Origin of the sequence: Galbibacter sp. BG1 (genome assembly GCF_013391805.1) — a bacterium.
In the GTDB taxonomy this organism is placed as follows: domain Bacteria; phylum Bacteroidota; class Bacteroidia; order Flavobacteriales; family Flavobacteriaceae; genus Galbibacter.
In genome coordinates, this window is record NZ_CP058364.1 from 595,183 (window position 1) to 615,382 (window position 20,200).

Annotated in this window: 18 protein-coding genes; 3 read left to right on the plus strand and 15 right to left on the minus strand. The window is 37.1% G+C overall.

Annotated elements, in window-relative coordinates:
* Window positions 1-30: 30 nt before the first annotated feature.
* The 3 genes from ffh to HX109_RS02645 form a co-directional block, all read right to left on the minus strand.
* A complete protein-coding gene (gene ffh, locus HX109_RS02635; RefSeq protein ID WP_178949666.1) occupies window positions 31-1,359 on the minus strand; it encodes a signal recognition particle protein in 1,329 nt (442 codons plus the stop codon).
* A gap of 277 nt (window positions 1,360-1,636) precedes the next feature.
* Window positions 1,637-3,001, minus strand: a complete 1,365-nt coding sequence (locus HX109_RS02640) for an MATE family efflux transporter (protein WP_178949667.1) — start codon at window positions 2,999-3,001, stop codon at window positions 1,637-1,639.
* 73 nt (window positions 3,002-3,074) lie between these two features.
* Complete coding sequence (locus HX109_RS02645) at window positions 3,075-3,845, minus strand: membrane metalloprotease (RefSeq protein ID WP_178949668.1); 771 nt, start codon at window positions 3,843-3,845, stop codon at window positions 3,075-3,077.
* A gap of 178 nt (window positions 3,846-4,023) precedes the next feature.
* Here HX109_RS02645 and HX109_RS02650 point away from each other — a divergent pair, with 178 nt between their 5' ends.
* A complete protein-coding gene (locus tag HX109_RS02650) occupies window positions 4,024-4,374 on the plus strand; it encodes a DUF6686 family protein (protein ID WP_178949669.1) in 351 nt (116 codons plus the stop codon).
* A gap of 110 nt (window positions 4,375-4,484) precedes the next feature.
* Here HX109_RS02650 and argS read toward each other — a convergent pair whose 3' ends face one another.
* The gene (gene argS, locus HX109_RS02655) at window positions 4,485-6,269 is read right to left on the minus strand and encodes an arginine--tRNA ligase (RefSeq protein ID WP_178949670.1); all 1,785 of its coding nucleotides are present in this window, start codon (window positions 6,267-6,269) and stop codon (window positions 4,485-4,487) included.
* 137 nt (window positions 6,270-6,406) lie between these two features.
* Here argS and HX109_RS02660 point away from each other — a divergent pair, with 137 nt between their 5' ends.
* A complete protein-coding gene (locus HX109_RS02660; RefSeq protein WP_178949671.1) occupies window positions 6,407-6,832 on the plus strand; it encodes a hypothetical protein in 426 nt (141 codons plus the stop codon).
* A gap of 74 nt (window positions 6,833-6,906) precedes the next feature.
* On the plus strand, window positions 6,907-8,334 hold the full coding sequence (locus HX109_RS02665) for a BCCT family transporter (RefSeq protein WP_317170443.1): 1,428 nt from the start codon (window positions 6,907-6,909) through the stop codon (window positions 8,332-8,334).
* A 32-nt stretch (window positions 8,335-8,366) separates the two neighbouring features.
* Here the strand turns inward: HX109_RS02665 and HX109_RS02670 are convergent, their stop codons facing one another.
* The 11 genes from HX109_RS02670 to carA all read right to left on the minus strand — a co-directional run bounded on the left by HX109_RS02670 (window position 8,367) and on the right by carA (window position 20,114).
* Window positions 8,367-9,836 (minus strand): M14 metallopeptidase family protein, encoded by a 1,470-nt coding sequence (locus tag HX109_RS02670; RefSeq protein WP_178949673.1) that lies wholly within the window; start codon window positions 9,834-9,836, stop codon window positions 8,367-8,369.
* A gap of 6 nt (window positions 9,837-9,842) precedes the next feature.
* Window positions 9,843-10,499, minus strand: a complete 657-nt coding sequence (locus HX109_RS02675) for a peptidoglycan recognition family protein (protein WP_178949674.1) — start codon at window positions 10,497-10,499, stop codon at window positions 9,843-9,845.
* 310 nt (window positions 10,500-10,809) lie between these two features.
* Window positions 10,810-11,421, minus strand: coding sequence for a phosphoadenosine phosphosulfate reductase family protein (locus HX109_RS02680; RefSeq protein WP_178949675.1), 612 nt, complete (start codon window positions 11,419-11,421; stop codon window positions 10,810-10,812).
* Window positions 11,422-11,527: 106 nt separating this feature from the next.
* The gene (locus tag HX109_RS02685; RefSeq protein WP_178949676.1) at window positions 11,528-11,953 is read right to left on the minus strand and encodes an RrF2 family transcriptional regulator; all 426 of its coding nucleotides are present in this window, start codon (window positions 11,951-11,953) and stop codon (window positions 11,528-11,530) included.
* Window positions 11,954-11,990: 37 nt separating this feature from the next.
* Window positions 11,991-12,923, minus strand: a complete 933-nt coding sequence (gene ctlX / locus HX109_RS02690; protein WP_178949677.1) for a citrulline utilization hydrolase CtlX — start codon at window positions 12,921-12,923, stop codon at window positions 11,991-11,993.
* Window positions 12,924-13,006: 83 nt separating this feature from the next.
* Window positions 13,007-13,381 (minus strand): nuclear transport factor 2 family protein, encoded by a 375-nt coding sequence (locus HX109_RS02695; RefSeq protein ID WP_178949678.1) that lies wholly within the window; start codon window positions 13,379-13,381, stop codon window positions 13,007-13,009.
* Between the two features lie 17 nt (window positions 13,382-13,398).
* A complete protein-coding gene (locus HX109_RS02700; RefSeq protein WP_178949679.1) occupies window positions 13,399-14,316 on the minus strand; it encodes a dimethylarginine dimethylaminohydrolase family protein in 918 nt (305 codons plus the stop codon).
* A 172-nt stretch (window positions 14,317-14,488) separates the two neighbouring features.
* Complete coding sequence (locus tag HX109_RS02705) at window positions 14,489-15,772, minus strand: citrate synthase (RefSeq protein WP_178949680.1); 1,284 nt, start codon at window positions 15,770-15,772, stop codon at window positions 14,489-14,491.
* 141 nt (window positions 15,773-15,913) lie between these two features.
* Entirely contained in the window at window positions 15,914-17,530 is a 1,617-nt protein-coding gene (locus HX109_RS02710) for a glycogen synthase (protein ID WP_178949681.1), read from the minus strand.
* Between the two features lie 176 nt (window positions 17,531-17,706).
* Entirely contained in the window at window positions 17,707-18,996 is a 1,290-nt protein-coding gene (gene eno, locus HX109_RS02715) for a phosphopyruvate hydratase (RefSeq protein WP_178949682.1), read from the minus strand.
* Window positions 18,993-20,114 carry a glutamine-hydrolyzing carbamoyl-phosphate synthase small subunit gene (carA, locus tag HX109_RS02720; RefSeq protein ID WP_178949683.1) on the minus strand — a complete coding sequence of 374 codons (1,122 nt, stop codon included), beginning with the start codon at window positions 20,112-20,114 and terminating at the stop codon, window positions 18,993-18,995. The genes eno and carA overlap by 4 nt, the downstream gene beginning before the upstream one ends.
* Window positions 20,115-20,200: the final 86 nt, after the last annotated feature.

The window sequence follows — 20,200 nt, forward strand, 5'->3', positions numbered from 1 at the left end:
AGTACTTTTTACCTTATTGTTTTTTCCAAACTATTTCATTCCTTGCATCATCTGCATCATTTTTCTACCGCCTCCTCCTTGCATCATCTTCATCATTTTACTCATTTGGTTGAATTGTTTTAGCAACTGGTTTACTTCCTGAATGGAAGTACCACTTCCCTTTGCAATACGCTTTTTTCTACTTCCATTTAAAACTGAAGGATTGGAACGTTCTTCGGGAGTCATGGAATGAATAATAGCTTCAACACCTTTAAAAGCATCGTCATCGATATCCATTCCTTTGAGGGCTTTTCCTGCACCGGGAATCATCCCAAGCAAATCTTTCATGCTCCCCATTTTTTTGATCTGCTGGATCTGACTTAAAAAATCGTCGAAACCAAATTGATTTTTGGCGATTTTTTTATGAAGTTTTCTAGCTTCTTCTTCATCGTACTGCTCCTGCGCTCTTTCTACCAAAGAAACCACATCTCCCATTCCAAGAATACGATCTGCCATACGTGATGGGTAGAAAACATCGATGGCGTCCATTTTTTCTCCTGTACCAATAAACTTAATTGGTTTATCTACGACAGATTTTATAGATAACGCGGCACCACCACGGGTGTCACCGTCTAATTTGGTTAAAATAACCCCATTGAAATCCAACACATCGTTAAAGGCCTTCGCAGTATTTACCGCATCTTGTCCTGTCATGGAATCTACCACAAACAAGGTTTCGTTTGGCTTTATGGCATTGTGTATATTGGAAATTTCAGTCATCATCTCCTCATCTACTGCCAAACGCCCTGCAGTATCCACAATTACAACATTGTGTCCATTGGCTTTTGCATGGGCAATCCCGGCATTGGCAATGGCAACAGGATCGGAATTTCCTTTATCGGAAAAAACCTCCACCCCTATTTGATCTCCTACAACATGCAACTGATCGATCGCGGCTGGACGATACACATCACAGGCTACCAAAAGTGGTTTTTTGGTTTTTTTATTCTTTAAGAAGTTTGCTAATTTACCAGAAAAAGTTGTTTTACCAGAACCTTGTAAACCTGCCATTAAAATCACCGATGGATTCCCTGACAGATCCACGCCAGCAGCTTCACCACCCATTAATTCGGTAAGTTCGTCTTTTACCAACTTTACCATTAATTGCCCAGGCTGCAAAGTGGTCAATACATTTTGCCCCAATGCCTTTTCCTTAACCGTATTGGTAAACTCTTTTGCCGTTTTAAAATTAACATCGGCATCCAACAAGGCACGGCGCACTTCTTTAAGTGTCTCTGCTACATTAACCTCTGTAATTTGTCCATGCCCCTTTAAAACATGAAACGCCTTATCTAACTTTTCGCTTAAATTATCAAACATAGTGTTTTGCTTCTTTTAATTCCTTTATTATATCCTTTCCGTTTAACTTATTTATTGAAAGCATTTTCAAAAAAATATAAAATTCAATTTTTTATGACCTCCATAGCATCTTAAACATCAATACTCCATAAGGTTTTTTAAAATTTTCACAAGAACGGATATTTCAGGAACTGCAAATTTAAGAATTTGATTGAGAAGATGGAAGCTTATTTAAGACTTCTTAACTGCTAAATTTACACGGATTAAAAAATCCTTTTTTTCAGAAGAAAATATGGGGTCAGACTCTTATTTGAACCCCCTTATGCTTCCACATTCCCCTTTTGTAATAGACAAAAGCAATTAAGGCCGCCAACGCATTGGAGACCGGAAAAGCCCACCAAATACCTTCGTAACCGAGATCTGTTTTGTTGGAAAGTATAAAGGCTAACGGAAACCGAATTACCCACAATACGCACACCGATAACAACATGGAAGCGGTAGTTAAACCTGCTCCATTAAATACGCCATTAAGCACCTGTTGCACCCCCAACAACCCAAAACTGGGTGACATTATTTTAATGAATTTAGCTCCTATTTTTATCACATTTTCATCATCGGGAACAAAAAAACGGGTTAAAGGTTCTGCAAAAAAGAAAAGCAACATCCCTAAAAATGTAAGTCCTATCGCGGCAATAAGCGCACTTAAATCGCCCACCTTTTCGGCACGGTCTATTCTACCAGCACCCATATTTTGCCCAACCAAACTTGTCGTCGCAATGGAAAGTCCCAAAGCTGGAACGATTACTAGGCTAAGTATTCTGGCGCCTATTCCGTAAGCAGCCACAATTTCACTATTATAGCTCGTTACCAACATGATCATGGCCGTCATAGCCATGGCTCTACTCGATTGATCTAAACTAGAAGGAATGCCGAGAATAAAAAGGTTTTTTATCCATTTTAAATCCAATTTCATAAAGGAAAAACTTACGCGGATTCCTCTTTTTCCCCTAAAAAGAATAATAAGTCCGGCCACTGCAGAAACCCCTTGGGTAATAATACTGGCAATAGCAGCTCCTGCCACCCCTTGGCCGGGAATTGTGCCATAACCAAAAATAAAAAGAGGATCTAAAATAAGGTTTAACAATACGGTTCCAAATACAATATACATTGGGATTAAAACATTACCAATGCCACGCATAAGGGATTGATAGACGAAGAACATGAACAGAAAAATAAATCCCCATGAAGAAACTTTAAAATATGTAACAGAATCCTTTAATATTTCTGGCCCCGCCCCTACCAAATGCATGAGAGGACGTGCAGAGAAATACCCAATTACCGCCAATAGAATAGACACCACAAATACCACCATTACCGTTTGGGAAGCGGCGTAGTTTACCATTTTTTGGTCGTTGGCACCCTTGTGCTGCGAAACTATTACCGTTCCCGCCAAAGTTAAACCGCCTCCAAGGGAGAGCACCAAAAACAATATGGGAAAACTTAAACTTACACTCGCCACAGCATTGGCGCCCAAACGACCCAACCAAAATGTATCTATTAATTGATACATGGTCTGCAAAACATTGGCCATAATAATGGGAAAAGCCAGCCCCAGCAGCGCATTTAAAATTCTTCCCTCTGTAAATTTATTTTGTTTCGCCATGAAATTAACAAACTATGGTTTTAATGCTACCAAAAACCTTGTTCTATTGAAAGGGGGAAGACTTTACGGTTATCTATTTACCTCCATTTGCACGAAGATCTGCAAGACATTGACTGTCTAATTCTGGGATATTTTCTTCTGAAGTCATCCCAGGGATGTTTATCCCAGATTCCACTCGATAATTCATCAAACAAGATTCCACATTGCAATGGCTGCCGTTTTCTGTATCTAAATGGTCGGTTTGCATTTCTGTTCCAAGGTTCACCAATCCCAATAGATGCGCAAATTCATGTCTAAAAACTGTACTTTCCAAAAGGAATCTATCCGGCTCGTTGATACCATCGCTAAAACGGTGAAGCGTTTCTTCAAAAATCACGAAAGAAGTATTTCTGTAGGCAGCACCAAGTACTACGGAATCGTCTGAATCGTCTTCAAACTTTCCGTCTAAAAAAGAAACATATAGAGCCATTTTATCTCCCAAATTGTACTGGGAGCGCATTACTTTTTCTATACTGTCCACCTGTTGAATATTAAATTCAGCAATATTCGGACTCGGAAAAGAACGTACGTTTAATTCCACCCCTGCGGATTTATGGCAACGCTCTTCAATGAATTGAACAAGATTATTCAATGCAGCATCGGTAGGGCGATACCCCTCTACATATACAACTTCTATGACCAATTCATCAAAATTCTCATCCGACAGGAAGTCTCTCGCCGAATCTCCAGTGCTTAGGCGATTTCCAGCAATTGGGGTCCCTCCGTCTTCAGAATCATCATCTTTAGAACAGGCAGTAAAGGTTAAAAGTAGGGTTAGGAACAAAATTCTAAGTAGTCTTGACATGGGTTTGTTTTTTGATTGCAATATATTAAATATCAATAAAAAAAGAGGCACTTTCGTTAAAAAGCACCTCTTTTAGCACGTGAATTATTGAATAAACCAATGAGTACAAATATATTATTTTTATTTAATCTAAATAATATTTATATTTGATTTATGAATTGATAAAAGCCATAATCCTATGTGTAAACATCTTCAAATACTTAATAGATCTAAAAACGGGCTTCTTATATATTGCAAACACAACAATATGTATCAGCTTTTATTCAATAACCTCAATTTTAACTTTACAGAAGCAGAATTTGAGAGTTTCCATAAATATCTGTTCAATTTGGAGGTAGATTATTGGGAAGAAGAGTACAGGCATTCGGTGTACGAAAAACGGATTCCCATTCCCACCATTCAATTCAACCTTTTAATCCTTTTGGACAAACAGGAGGTTAAGGAACTTTCGGCTTTGGTAAAACTTAAACCGCATCGCTATCAATTGGTCCCTTTAGAGGACATTCATTATAAACTTTTCCCAAATTAAATTTTATATTATTTGAATTTGTTAGTTGTTAATGTGCTGAAAACTTCAGCAAAAAAAAGCCCGAAAATCTGTCAATTTTCGGGCTTTTTAAGTGTGTATTCTATCCTTTTTTACATTCGTTCCGGCACTTTAATACCCATAAGGTTTAAAGCATTGGCAATAACCTCACCAACTTTGTAGGCCAACTGCACACGGAATGTTTTTTCTGAGGTATCCTCAGCTCCCAAAATAGGTACATTTTGATAAAAAGAATTAAATTCTTTTACCAAATCATACACGTAGTTGGCAACCACTGCGGGACTAAAATTATTTGCAGCATTTTGAACAATCTCTGGAAACAGCTGCAATTGTTTTATGAGTGTTCTTTCTTTTTCATGCAGCGTGTAAGCAGACTTTATGTCGGCATTTACATAGTCAAAATCTGCCTTTCTTAAAATTGATTGAATTCTAGCATAGGTGTACTGGATAAAAGGCCCCGTATTCCCTTGAAAATCTATGGATTCCATCGGGTCGAATAAAATTCTTTTTTTAGGGTCTACCTTCAAGATGTAATATTTTAAGGCCCCTAAACCTATTGTTTTATAAAGTTCTTGCTTTTCTTCTTCATTAAACCCATCCAACTTTCCAAGCTCCGAAGATATTTCTTCAGCAGTATTTGCCATTTCACTAATAAGATCATCAGCATCTACCACTGTACCTTCCCTACTCTTCATTTTACCGCTTGGCAAGTCTACCATTCCATAACTTAAATGATACAGATGCGCCGCCCAGTCGAATCCGAGTTTTTTTAAGATTAAAAAAAGTACCTTGAAATGGTAATCCTGTTCGTTCCCTACCGTGTACACCAAACCACCGATATCTGGATAATCTTTAACGCGTTGTATGGCCGTACCTATATCTTGCGTCATGTAAACTGCGGTTCCGTCGGCTCTTAATACGATTTTTTCATCCAGGCCTTCATCGGTAAGGTCAATCCAAACGGAGCCGTCCTCTTTTTTATAAAAAACTCCCCGTTCCAAACCATCTGCCACTACATCTTTCCCCAACAGATATGTATTGCTTTCGTAATACAGTTTATCGAAATCGACTCCTAAATTTTTGTACGTTATTTCAAAACCTTCATACACCCAACCGTTCATGGTTTCCCACAACTTTACCACTTCGGGATCACCAGCTTCCCACTTCCTTAGCATCTCTTGAGCTTCTAGCAATATGGGGGCTTCTTTTTCGGCAGTTTCCTTATCAGCACCTTGGGCAACCATGGTTTCGATTTCAGCTTTATAAGCCTTGTCGAAAGCCACATAATAATTCCCTACCAGCTTATCACCCTTGAGGCCCGTTGACTCTGGTGTTTCTCCTTTGCCAAACTTCTGCCATGCCAACATCGATTTACAGATATGGATCCCGCGGTCGTTTATAATCTGGGTTTTATAGACCTTTTTACCGGAAGCCTTAATAATTTCAGCAACCGAATATCCCAACAAATTATTTCTTATATGCCCCAAATGGAGTGGCTTATTGGTGTTTGGAGAAGAGTATTCTACCATAACAGCTTTATCCCCGTCTTTAGGCGCTACATAACCATAAGTGGTGTTTTGATAAATATCACTAAAGAAATTCAGAAAAAAAGCATCTGAAATTACCAGATTCAAAAATCCTTTGACCACATTAAATTTTTCAACTTCCGAAACATTAGCTTGTAAATAGGCCCCAATTTCTTCACCAATCACCTGTGGATTTCCTTTTACCACACGCAGCATAGGGAACACCACCACCGTTACATCTCCTTCAAACTCTTTTCGGGTTGCTTGCAATTCTACGGAATCTAATTCTTTCTCAAAAATGGAAGCAACCGCCTCCTTTACCTTACTAATTATAATTTCTTGGATATCCATTCGTTTGAAAAATTTGGCTGCAAAGATACGGATTTAGAAAAAGTTATTGCTAATGCTAGAACTATAAAAAAATGGCAATCCAATTTAAATTCCTATGAATTTTACAAAATCCGCCAAGAAAGAACTATCTTTAAAGTATGTTACTTAATGTTTCGTATAACGATCCTGTTCAAAAAAAGACACTACTTGAGGAAGTGGGCCCTGTCATCAATTTAAAAGATCGATGGAGAATTGGCGGCACGGGATCTCCTAAGTTATTTATAACCCAGTCGAGTGTAGCTATAAACAATTTGTTGATGCTCGATAACAATCTAAATACTTGTAACATCGAAATAAGATCTAAAGGCATCATTATTAGATTCCGCTCCATTTTAGAAACTTACGCCCTAGTTATTCCCTTTTACAAGCTTGCGGTATACAAAGGAAATTCCCAAGAATACACATTCCATAAAGACCATCATTTTATTAGGATTGCAGCCAAAACTAAGGGAATACATAACTTTATAAAAAAAATTTCCGATCGTAAAATTGAACACCTTTCCAACCAAAACGATCAACTGTAAAAGAATTATACCTAAAGCTTTTGAGAATTTTTCAGAACAAACTACTATCCATCTCCGCGTGTATTTTACTGCTCTTGGCCATCTTTATATTTAGTTTTCCTGAAATAACCTATTCTACTATGGAAACTGGATCGCTTTGGGTACGGGATTATTTCGGAAATTACTATCTATACCTTGGTCTTTTTTGTGTAGTTTTTCTTTTAGCAATTGCCATTTCCCCGCTAGGAAAATTGAGATTGGGTAAAAACTCTGATAGACCAACCTATTCCAGATGGGCTTGGATTTCCATGCTTTACAGCGCAGGAATGGGTGCTGGGATTTTACTTCGTGCCGTACAAGAACCGGTTTATATGTTTTTAAATCCGCCCATAGAAACGGGAGCAGATAACGCAACCATTGCGTTAGAGTACACCTTTTACCAATGGGGATTTACCGCTTGGGCTTTTTACGGACTTTTTGCGTTGGTTATTGGCCATTATTTATTTACCAGAAACAAAAACACACTTATTAGCAGCACTATTTCGCATCAATTTAAAAGCCTAAAGCTTTTAAAGGCTGTAGATCTTTTGGTAATCCTCACCACAATATTCGGTCTAGTAGGGGCTGTAGGCCTTGGCACTACACAAATTAATGGAGGTATCAATCATTTATTAAAAACAAATCTCGACTTGGTTTCTACCATTTTTTTAACCCTTTTAATTTGCGCCTTTGCATTTATTTCCGCTTGGAAGGGCATTGATAAAGGAATAAAAAACATTTCTAAAGTTAATATTTTTATTACTATTTTACTTTTGTTGTTTGTGTTACTGCAGAGTGATATCATCTTTATATTAAAACGATTTGCTACCTCAACTATTCAATATATTAAAGATTTCGTTCCTTTGAGTTTAGCCATCGGAAAATTTGATCCCGGAAAACAGTTCCTTACGGATTGGACTTACTACTACTGGGCATTTTGGCTGGCTTGGGCTCCTTTTACAGGAGTTTTTATTGCTAGAATCTCAAAGGGGCGTACATTAAGGGAAATGCTTCTTGGTGTTATGATTATTCCTTCCCTGGGGTCTTTTTTATGGTTTACAGTATTTGGAGAAAATTCATTTAACCTTATAGAAGTTTGGGGAGGTTATAATAATGAGTTTAGTAATGTTTTTACTTCTATATTTGTTTTCCTTCAGCATTACCCATTTCAATTTTTGGTTAATACAACAGTAGTGCTATTGCTTATTGGTTTTCTATTGACATCGGTAGATTCTGCTATTTTTGTACTGAGTATGTTTAGCGACGGTGGAAATCCAGAACCAAAAAAATCGCATCGCATAATTTGGTCCATTATTATAGCAGTTTTTAGTATTGCCATGCTCGTATTGGGCAATGTAAAACCAGATATAGATGTGTTGGTAGCACTGCAAAAGGTTTTAATAATTACATCCTTGCCTTTTGCATTGTTTATTCCAATAATGAGTTTTTTCTTTTTAAAGGAATTACTTCAAAAGAAGCCGTAAATATTTTAAGCATTCCACCGCCAACAAATTACCTATTTATAAATCAATGCATTTTCAAAATCCTTTTCTGGGTTCTCTAGATTTACCAAATAACCATTTATAACAAGATATTTCAAAGCACCGTCTTTCTTCAAAAAGAAAGTTGGGTTCGCACCAACGTATAAATTAACATCGGTATTCCTTTCTTTGGTCAACACATGTAATGGGATATTCATAGCGTCTTTATCTTGAGGTATATTCTCTACCTTCACAAAAGCATATCCGTCTTTTAAAAAAGTATTTACTCCTTTCTCGTGTAAAACCCCAATGGACTTTAAGGTTTCTGGATAGATTTTTGGCGGAACAACTTCAAAAGTGGAAGCATCGAATTCTTTATAACCAAAATAGGTAGAAAGATCTCCCATATCAACTACACTTCCCCTGGTGTAGTAGCCTGATTCGGTATTGGTAGCAACTTCGTAATTGTTAATCCCTAAATCTACCGTGTATGTTTCTCCCAATAGCTGATATTGCACCCCAACTAATTTCAAATCGAACAACTTACGATCGTTTTCGGGGATCTTGAAATACTCTTCTTTGGGAGTACTCTCAAATTCTTTGGTTGCAATGGCATGCACCGCAGATAAAATAGTAACAAAATTAAGCTTTCTAATAAATTGCTTTTCTGGGTCATCTGGATACCCACCAGATTCGATAAGCACAACGCTGGTCCCCCATTTTTGAATATTATCGCCAAAAGCACGGGGTTCAAAATCGTCGTTATACCTTCCTACTTGTCCTGGGGCATATTTTTGAAGAATCCCGTTCATATAACCAATCAATTTCATTGCATTTCCTCGCACTTCATTTACATCTTTTTCATAATTAAATGCCGGTGCCAAGTAAGAAATGGTAGCAGGCTTTGGGGTTTGCACAGCGTTGTAATAAGTACTTTGGTCGTGCAAATTAAAACCAAAATCGGCATCCAAACTGTCTCGAACCTTTTTCAGGGTTTGCCCTTCGGGCGATTGCAATCTTAAAGCATCCCTATTAATATCTATTCCCAAGGCGTTTCTTCTAGTAAAAACCTCCGCTCCGTCGGGATTTAACATGGGCAGAAAATGAATTCGCAAGTTGGAAAGCATAACTTTTTTCTCTTTTCTGAAATCTTTTGATTTAAAGAAATTAACAATGTCAAAAATTGCCATCGTTGCAGTAGATTCGTCCCCATGCATTTGAGACCAAAGAAAAACATCTACTTCTCCTTCTCCAAAACTTATTAAATGAAGCGGTGTACCTTTAATGGAAGTACCCACTTGATGTATTTCGAAAAAAGAATCTTCTTTTAAAGCCTCGATAAGTGGCGAAATCTTTTCATATGAAAATCTACGCTGGGTGATGCTTTCTTCTTTATAAGAGTCGTACTTTTCAAATAAATCCCGATAAAAGTCTTGTGCGGATACCGTTAGTAAACCCATAAAAAATGAGCTTAAAAAAATGAGTTTTCTGATGTCTATTTTCATTCTATTTTATTTCTCTGGTAAAGGTTTTAAATCTAAATTGGTAAGGGCTTCCCTTATGGAGGTCATAAATTCGACGTTCGGATCGGTTTTTACTGTTCGGTATCCTTCATCCTGCTCCAACCATAGTTCATGCCCCTCAAATAATTGATATTCATAATGCCCAATCACATAATCTATGGGGTATTTTTTCTTTAAATATTTAATCAATTTAATGTTCGATTTCAGTTGCGCGTCGGTTAAAGGCAAATCGGGGCCGCCTACATTTTCAATTCCAATTGCACAATGGTTCAAACCTATTACATGTCTGGCCATAGTAGTTTCTGGCATTAATCTATAAATAGTACCATCTTGGTCTACCAGAAATTGGGAAGACACATTTAAATTCCCAGCTCCAGAAATAGCCGTCCTAAAATTAGGAAGGTACACATCGTAAAAAGCATCCAAGGACTTTTGAAAAGAAGGAATAGCTGTCCAGTGCACAACTACCATTTTAGGAATAATAGTTGGTTCTTCGACATCTAGATTGTAATGCTCCTGCATATAATCTAGCGTTAATTCTGATCTTTCATTATTAAAAACAATAGGTTCGTCTATTATTTTAGGGCCACAAGAAGCAACTATTGCTCCTATAATTGCACTTACCATTATCGCTCTTGTTTTCATGACCACATATTTATTAGCAAAATAATTCAATTCTTTCATTCAATGATAATCTATATCTCCATAAACCCGTTTTTTCGACCAACCGAGGTTCCCTAAAAACATTCACCTTTCATTAGATATTACTTCGAATTCAAAAATATAAATATTGAGATGTAAAAAGGCATATTTATCCTTAAAAAGAAAGCCTAAAATTTATCAATATTCTATTTCGATGAATTTCAAAAAATATTAGGAATAATAACAACTCTTTAGAAAGCAAAAAAGCTGCTTAGTAACCAAAGCAGCTTTTAATTTTTTTATCGTAAAATGTTCAACTCACATGCAATCCGCACTCCCTGTTTTCCAACACTTTGGTCGGGTCGAAGTAGTCAAACTCATTTTCTAAATTGTTTTTTTCCAAATAAACATCCAATTCCTCATCTGTATAATAAAAAAATGGACTCACCTTTAACACTCCATCTTCCCCTTTGGTTACAATATCCAAGGTATCCCGAAAAGCGGTCTGACCTTTTCTAAGGTTTGTAAACCAAACATCTGGTTTATTTTCGGCCATTGCTCTTTTAAAAGGCTCTAGCTTTACCTGTTCTGTAAAAACTTTGTGTAACGGATCGTCTATGCTAGGAATACCCATGACCATATTTCTATGGGCCACTGTTTGCTTTGGCACATAAAGTTTTACATTCAACCCCAAAGATTTAATCAACCTTTCGGCATGTAAATAGGTTTTATTGGTGTTATAACCAGTATCGCACCAAACAACAGGAATGTCCTTTTTAACTTGAGTAGTGGCATGCAGAATCGCAGCTTCATAAGGTCTAAAGTTGGTAGTAACCACGGCTTTATCGCCCTGTTCTATAGCCCAAGCTACAATTTCTTGAGGCGATTTACCCTTTAGCTGTTTATTTATTTCTTTTAAATCCATCTTCTTTGTATCTAATAGAAAGGCAAAGATATTAATAGTCTAGTTAATTACTAGGTTTTTAACGAAAAAATCACAATTAATTTTAAAAACCCTGCTAACAAAACATTTAAGATGGAAGCGTAGATTCTGTAAGATCTGCGAGCGACTTATTTTCCAAGACTTTTAGCGTACTGTCCCTCACCTCTATCATCAATTTGCTTAACGAACACGTTTCTTCGTCCTTGCAGTCATCGCATTTCTCATAAAAATTTAAACTTACGCAGGGCAGCATAGCTATGGGACCTTCCAATACACGAATTAAAGAAGCTACCGTTATTTTTTCTGGCTCCCGTATTAAGTAGTAACCTCCGCCCTTTCCTTTTTTAGAACTAAGAAAACCGCTGTTTTTTAGTTGAAGTAATATAATTTCCAGGAATTTTTTGGAGATGTTTTCTTGTTCGGCTATTTCGGAAATTAGCACGGGCTTCCTACTTTCCTTTTTGGCCATGTAAGTAAGTGCTTTAAGTCCGTATTTTGTCTTTTTTGAAAGCATAAATTATTTAAATCTAGGTCGATATGCCTCTAAGATACTATTTTTTTGGTAGAAAAATTTCTGTCATCATGCAACGAGCGCTGCCACCCCCACAGGTTTCTATGGTTTCCAAATCGGAAGAAACAATGGTAACGTATTTTTCAATTACCCTTTTTTGAGCATCGGTTAAACTATCGTGGGCAGATTTGCTCATTGCCAAATACTTTTTCCCGTCGGCTCCCTCAACCTGCAACATATTACCCGCAAATTCATTCATCTGCGTTTCAGAAATATCTATAATTTCCTTTCCATCCCCTTTAAGGTGATTGATTACATTTTTTCGTTCCTTTTTATCATCGATGGTACTCAGACAAATTACTGTAAAATCATCACCAACACACATCATTACGTTGGTGTGGTAAATTGGTTTACGCTCTCCGTCCACCGATTGATTAGCAGTGAAAATTACTGGAAAATATTCAAAATCCTCACAAAATTCAATAAACAGCTCCTCGTCAGCTCTTGGTGAGAGTGCACAATAAGCTTTCTTATTTACCCTATCCAGTATGATACTGCCCGTACCTTCCAAAAATATTTCATCTTCTTCAGCAGCAGTATAATCCATTACATCATCAATACGGAAACCATTTGCCTCTAGGGTATTTAGAACACCCTCGTTTCTTTCCAAACGTCTGTTTTCAGCAAACATAGGATACAATGCCAAAGTACCATCTTCATGGGTTGAGATCCAATTGTTAGGAAAAATAGAGTCTGGCGTGTCTGGCTCTTTGGTATCTTGTACCACAATTACGTTTACGCCTACCCCTTTCAGTTTATCTACAAAAGCATCAAATTCTTGCTGCGCCTTTGCATTTACCGTTTCATTTAAAATATCTAAATCCTCTTGAAAGTAATTGTTTACAGCGGTTTGCTCGTTCATTCTAAAACTTATAGGACGAACCATTAAAATGGTATTGGTAATCTGTCTCATAGGCTATTTTTTTAACGCGCAAAACTACAAATTAAGAGGTTTGCGCAAAGCTGGAAGCTAAGATTTTTGTGTGAATATTATTTTTAAATCATGGTGTTATTATTGGCTGAATTTTTAGGGATTTGCTGAATGGCATCCCAATGCTCAACAATTTTCCCATCAACATCAAACCTGAAGAAATCCATTGTAACATAAGCGTCGTCCCCAGGCCAAACCTGATGGGAGTGTAGTGCTACCAAATCACCTTCTGAGATCACCCTAACAAAATCGATAGTTTTATTTGGGTATTCTGCATGCATCCTTTCAAAATAAGAAATAAAACCTTCTTTACCATCTTCTACTGCTGGATTATGCTGAATGTATTTACTGCCAACGTACAATTCGACAGCTTTTCTAGGATTCCCTTCAAAAGCCATTTTGTAAAAAGCAACAGCATTGTCTTTCATCAAATCTCTCATCCCTTACTTTTTTTACTTTATGCTTCCCTAATTAAAGGCATAGTGGAACAGCGTAACAGCCCTTCCTGCTTAGCAATTTCTGCATACGGAATTTCCTCCACGGTAAAACCTTTCTCGCGTAACCAATTATTTAAACGAGTAAAGTTCTTTTCTGAAACTACCACATCTGGCGCAATGGAAAACACATTGCTAAACATATGGTACATCTCCTTTTTAGAGATATGAAATAGGTTCTCTTTTCCGAAGAGATTCGTGAGATAATTATAATCTTCTATGTTTCTGAAACCTTCTTTATGGATAATCCCCTTATTTTCCCCCACTGGCTGAAAACAACAGTCTAAATGCAGCGCATTGTCTTCTGCCACTGTATTGGATTTACTAAGATCAAATTCTTTTACAATTTTATGCGGAAAAAGTTCTTTTATAAAGTTTACCCCATGCATATTGGTTCTAGCGGTAATATAATTTGGATAATCTTCCCCTTTATAAGTACCAATGAATATATGATCGTTCCACAACATTACGTCCCCTCCTTCAATATGCACTTCTTCTGGTGGTGTAATTACCTTTTCAGGATCGATTTGATTGATTACATATTGAATGGCCTCCAACTCCACTTCCCTATCTGGAAGAATGTTGGACTTAATAAGGAAATCGTCTATTACAAAAGCAATATCCCTAGAAAATATCTGATTGCAATCTTGAAAAATTTCTGGTCGGTATACTTTTACATTGTATTTCTCAAAAACAGTGTTGAAAGCCTCCATTTCCAAAATCATATCCTCTTCTTTTGGATAGGTTCCAGCTTTAACATGCTCTAACGACTTAGGATCGTAGGCTTCTTCGACTGTTGGAACCGGACCATTACTTTTTGCAGTTCCTAAAATAACTGCTTTTAGTCTGGAGGTTTCATTTACAACATGCAATTTTAACATAAATCTCAATTTTGAAGGGGCTAAAATATGAAATCAATAAAAGAATATCATTATTAAAACTAAAAAATTAAATCAATCTTACTTTAACCATTTTTATTCGGAATATCTCCATAAGAAATAAAAAAGGACATACTGTTTAAGCATGCCCTATTAAAATTATTAAAGTTGAAATTTATCTTTCTTCAACTGGAGTAAAAGACCTGTGGTTTTCACCTATATAGACTTGTCTAGGTCTTCCTATTGGTTCTTTCTTTAAACGCATTTCTCTCCATTGGGCAATCCAACCTGGAAGTCTACCCAAGGCAAACATTACAGTGAACATTTCCGTAGGGATCCCAAGAGCTCTGTAAATAATACCAGAATAGAAATCTACGTTAGGATATAATTTTCTTTTTACGAAGTAATCGTCTTCAAGGGCTTGTTTTTCTAAACCTTTTGCAATAGCCAATACCGGGTCTTCAACTCCAAGATCTTCCAATACTTCATCGGCAGATTTCTTGATAATCTTAGCACGTGGATCGAAGTTTTTGTAAACTCGGTGACCGAAGCCCATTAAACGGAAAGGATCTTCTTTATCCTTCGCTTTTTCCATGTACTTGGCAGTGTCCCCACCGTCTTGCTTAATCCCCTCCAACATTTCAATTACTGCTTGGTTCGCCCCACCGTGTAAAGGGCCCCAAAGTGCAGAAACACCTGCTGATAATGAAGCAAATAAACCTGCATGTGAAGAACCAACAATTCTTACGGTTGAAGTAGAACAGTTTTGCTCATGATCTGCGTGAAGAATAAGCAACTTGTCCAGCGCATCTACCACTACTGGATTTAATTTATACTGCTCATTAGGCTTTTTAAACATCATGTAAAGCATGTTCTCTACGTAACCTAATGAAGAATCGCCATAATCATAAGGCTTTGAGTTTCTTCTTCTAAGTGTCCAAGCCGCAAGCACAGGGAATTTACCCATAATTTTAACGATGGCTTGGTACATGTCTTCTTCAGAATTAATATCTACAGAAGAAGGGTTAAAAGCAGTTAAAGCACTTGTCAAAGACGACAAGACACCCATTGGGTGTGCCGTTCTTGGAAAACTATCTACAATCTTTTTTACATCTTCATCTACTTCAGAATTTGCTTTAATATCTGCGTGGAATTTATCCAACTGTTGTTTGTTTGGCAATTCTCCAAAAATCAGCAAATATGCAACTTCTAGGAAGTTCGCTTTTTCGGCAAGGTCTTCAATAGTATAACCTCTGTATCTCAAAATACCTTTCTCCCCATCTAAATAAGTAATCGCGCTTTCGCAAGAACCTGTATTTTTATAACCTGGATCTAAAGTAATAATACCTGTAGAAGCTCTTAGCGTTTTAATATCTATCGCTAATTCATTCTCCGTACCTTCTACAACTGGGAATTCTATTTTTTTACCTTTATACTCAAAAGTAGCCGTATCTGACATAATATATTTTAATTTTTTATATTTTTTACAAGTGTTGCGAAAATACGAAATAATCAATTAATTCCCTTGGAACGACGGTTCTTTTTCAGGGTTTTAGAAGTTAAAAAAATGCGAAAAAACACCCGTATTTCAAAATTGCAGCTATTTGTTATATATAAACTCGCTAGACTTTCTTTTTGCAATTCTACTTCGCGGCGAATAATTATCTAAAACTGGCGTTTCCAATTGATAGAGTTGCTGGTAATATTCCTTAACGGAATGCTCCCAACTAAAGCGCTGGCTTTTTGCTACTTTACTAATATGTTTCCACAGCTCTTTATCTTCAAAGAATATATTCAAGGCATCTTCAAAAACACTTTCAAAATTGGCATTTTTGGCCTCCATCGTATTTCCAGAAAAACTAAAGCCAGATTTCATATGCTCTACAGTATCTATTAATCCGCCGGTAGCATGCACCAAACAAGGCTGTCCGTTTCGCATTGCCAACATTTGACTAATCCCGCATGGCTCAAAAAGACTCGGCATCAAGTATAAGTTCGATTCGAAATACAGCGAATCTATTATTTCTTCAGATTGGCCGTTGATAAAAATAAAATTTTCCTTTTGATAACTGATATCCCTAAGAAGCTCTTCATATTCTGGAGCTCCAGTACCCAAAACTATATATACACCGTTTCTTTCGTTTAGAATATCCAAAAGATTGATAAGTGTTTGCGGACTGTTTTTGTAAAAAAAGAATTTTTGCTCGGTTAATCGAGCAACACTGGCGCAAACAAAACTCGGCTTATTTAGAATAAGTGAATAGATTTTATTTCCGGTATGAGCCAAAAAATCTGCTTTATACTTCTTATTAGGCTCCTGCAACCATTTAAAAATAGCCCTCATGCTATTTCTATACAGTTCGTTTTTCTTTGCTTTGTTTATGTTCTTGTAATTGCAGCCGTTGAGAATCCCAAAAAGCCTTCCTTCTTCATCTGCTTGTTTTAAATCGTTTTCCAACCCTTCACCTCCGACGAAAACAGGAAAATCACTCGGTTTTTGTATATCTTCCTTGTACGATGGAGATACGGTATGAACTGCATCGGCAAACCGAATCCCCAAAGACATTAGATTTATACAATCGTGATACCTTGGATCTTTCAACTTATCTTCATCTATAATAATTTCAGGGTAAAATGCTTTTAATGAGGAGTGATTATCCCGAAACGGTCGAATACCTTGAATGGCCAAGTTATGGATGGAATATACAAACCTGATATCTTTTAAAACTGTAAATGAAGGATGAAATTCTTTTAAAAACAACAACAAGCTGGTATGCCAGTCGTGTAAATGGATTACCTGTAATTCGCCAAATAAATCTTGTTTAACCGCCTGCGCTACTGCCGTACAGAACAGTGAAAACATACAGGCATCGGTATAAAAAGGCTGCTCTGGATCGTTAAAATAGATATGGGCTATATCCCCAGATTTTATGGCCGGATGATCAATAACGTAGTGTTTAATGTTTTCGTTTACTTTTTTACCCGGTACTTCATACAAATCTGCTTCTTGAGAGGCACCCCGATACGTAAAGGATAATGACGCAATCCATTCCCCATTGTGATGCAACCTACCATAAGACGGGGTTACCACATGCGAGGTGTCGCCAAAAGAAGCAATTTGCCGTGGTACGTCGCGAACCACATCGCCCATACCTCCCGCTTTACAATTTGGAATTCCATCATTTTCAGCGCAAACAAATAGAAAATTAGTCTTCAAAGCAATATTTTTTTGGTTAATGGTCTTTATATTTAATTATCTTTAAATTAACTAATTATAACCATATAACATAAATATTCCTTATTAAATCAATGTTAATATGCGATTATTTGCAAATACATAAAAAAAGCTCCCCAAAATTTGGGGAGCTTTAAAATTATAATCTTAAGCTGGGCTTATTTTATCTTAAAAGCTTTTTCTTGAGGGTAAAAAGCCACGGCTCCTAATTCTTCCTCAATTCTAAGCAATTGATTATACTTTGCCATACGGTCACTACGGGAAGCAGATCCTGTTTTAATTTGACCTGTATTTAAGGCTACTGCTAAATCTGCAATGGTATTATCTTCTGTTTCACCAGAACGGTGAGACATTACTGAAGTATATCCTGCATTTTTAGCCATATTAACCGCAGCAATGGTTTCCGTAAGTGTCCCGATTTGGTTTACTTTGATAAGGATTGAGTTGGCAATTCCATTTTCAATACCCTTCGATAAACGCTCAACATTGGTCACAAATAAATCGTCCCCAACTAACTGCACTTTGTCTCCAATTTTCTCGGTCAATGCTTTCCAACCATCCCAGTCGTTCTCATCCATACCATCCTCAATAGAAATAATTGGGTATTTTGAAGAAAGTTCAGCAAGGTATTGAGCTTGTTCTTCAGATGTTCTTACTGCTCCTTTGTCGCCTTCAAATTTAGTGTAATCGTATTTTCCGTCTACATAAAATTCAGCAGCTGCACAATCTAAAGCAATCATTACTTCATCCCCCATTTTGTAACCGGCTTTTTCAACCGCTTTAGAAATGGTATCCAAGGCATCTTCTGTACCGTCTAAAGTTGGCGCAAATCCTCCTTCGTCCCCTACAGCAGTGCTCAAACCTCTATCGTGTAATACTTTTTTAAGGTTGTGGAAAATTTCAGTTCCCATCTGCATGGCATGTGTGAAATTTTTTGCTTTCACTGGCATTACCATAAATTCCTGAAAAGCAATAGGCGCATCAGAGTGCGAACCACCATTTATAATATTCATCATTGGCACTGGAAGTGTATTGGCACTTACCCCACCAACGTAACGGTATAATGGCATGTTCAGTTCGTTTGCAGCTGCCTTGGCAACCGCAAGGGAAACCCCTAAAATAGCGTTTGCTCCCAGTTTAGATTTATTGGGAGTACCATCTAAATCGATCATGGTTTGATCGATCAAATTTTGTTCAAAAACAGATGCACCAACAAGTTCTTCGGCAATTTTTGTATTTACATTTTTAACAGCATTTGCAACACCTTTCCCCATGTAATCTTTTCCTCCGTCACGCAACTCAACTGCTTCGTGTTCTCCAGTGGATGCTCCAGATGGAACCGCTGCTCTTCCTAAAATACCATTTTCGGTAACTACATCTACTTCTACTGTTGGATTCCCACGAGAATCTAATATCTGGCGCGCATGTACGCTTATTATTATACTCATACTGTTTTTAGTTTTTGTTGTTTAATATTCTCTATAAATTGATCAAATAAGTAAGTGGCATCGTTGGGCCCTGGTCCTGCCTCAGGGTGGTATTGAACAGAAAAGCAATTTTTAGAAGTGTGGCGAATGCCCATTACTTCATTATCATTTAAATGAGAATGCGTAATCTCTAAATCACCATTACTTTCCGCTTCTTCCCTATTGATAGCAAATCCGTGATTCTGAGAAGTAATTTCACCTTTACCAGTAATATGATTTATTACTGGGTGGTTAATCCCCCTATGCCCATTGTACATTTTAAACGTAGAAACACCTTGCGACAAAGCTATTATTTGGTGGCCAAGACAAATGCCGAATAACGGAAGATCCCTGTCAATAATTTCTTTTGCTACCTCAATAGCACTATCCAATGGTTCTGGATCCCCAGGGCCATTGGACAGGAAGTAACCGTCTGGACTAAAAACTTCCATATCTTTAAAAGAAGCATTGTATGGAAACACTTTGATGTAACAATCCCGTTTTGCAAGATTTCTTAAAATATTCTTCTTTATCCCTAGATCCAGCGCAGCAATTTTAAAAGTTGCATTTTCATCTCCAAAGAAATAAGGTTCTTTGGTAGAAACACGGGATGCCAACTCCAAACCTTTCATATCTGGTGTATCGGCAAGCTGTTTTTTCAGCTCGTCCACCTTATCAACTTCGGTAGAAATAACCGCATTCATCGCACCGTGATCGCGAATATAGCTTACCAAGGCTCTGGTATCTACATCTGAAATAGCTAACAGATTGTTTTCATCTAAGAAATTCTCCAAAGAATCGGTTTTCCCTCTTCGTGATGGGACATAACTAAAATTCTTACAGATAAGTCCCGCAATTTTTACAGAGTCAGATTCTTCTTCATCATCTTTAACACCGTAATTACCAATATGCGCATTGGTAGTTACCATAAGTTGACCGAAATAAGATGGGTCTGTAAAAATTTCTTGATAGCCTGTCATCCCGGTATTAAAACAGACTTCGCCAAAGGCACTTCCTTCTTTGTTGGCCACTGCCTTACCATAGAAGATAGTTCCGTCGGCCAACAAGATCATTGCTTGTTTTCTAGATTGATACTTCATTGTTTTCGTTGCAAAAGTTTTACAAAATAACACAAAAAAAAGGATAAACTAAAGCGTTTATCCTTTTTGATATGTTATGATAACAT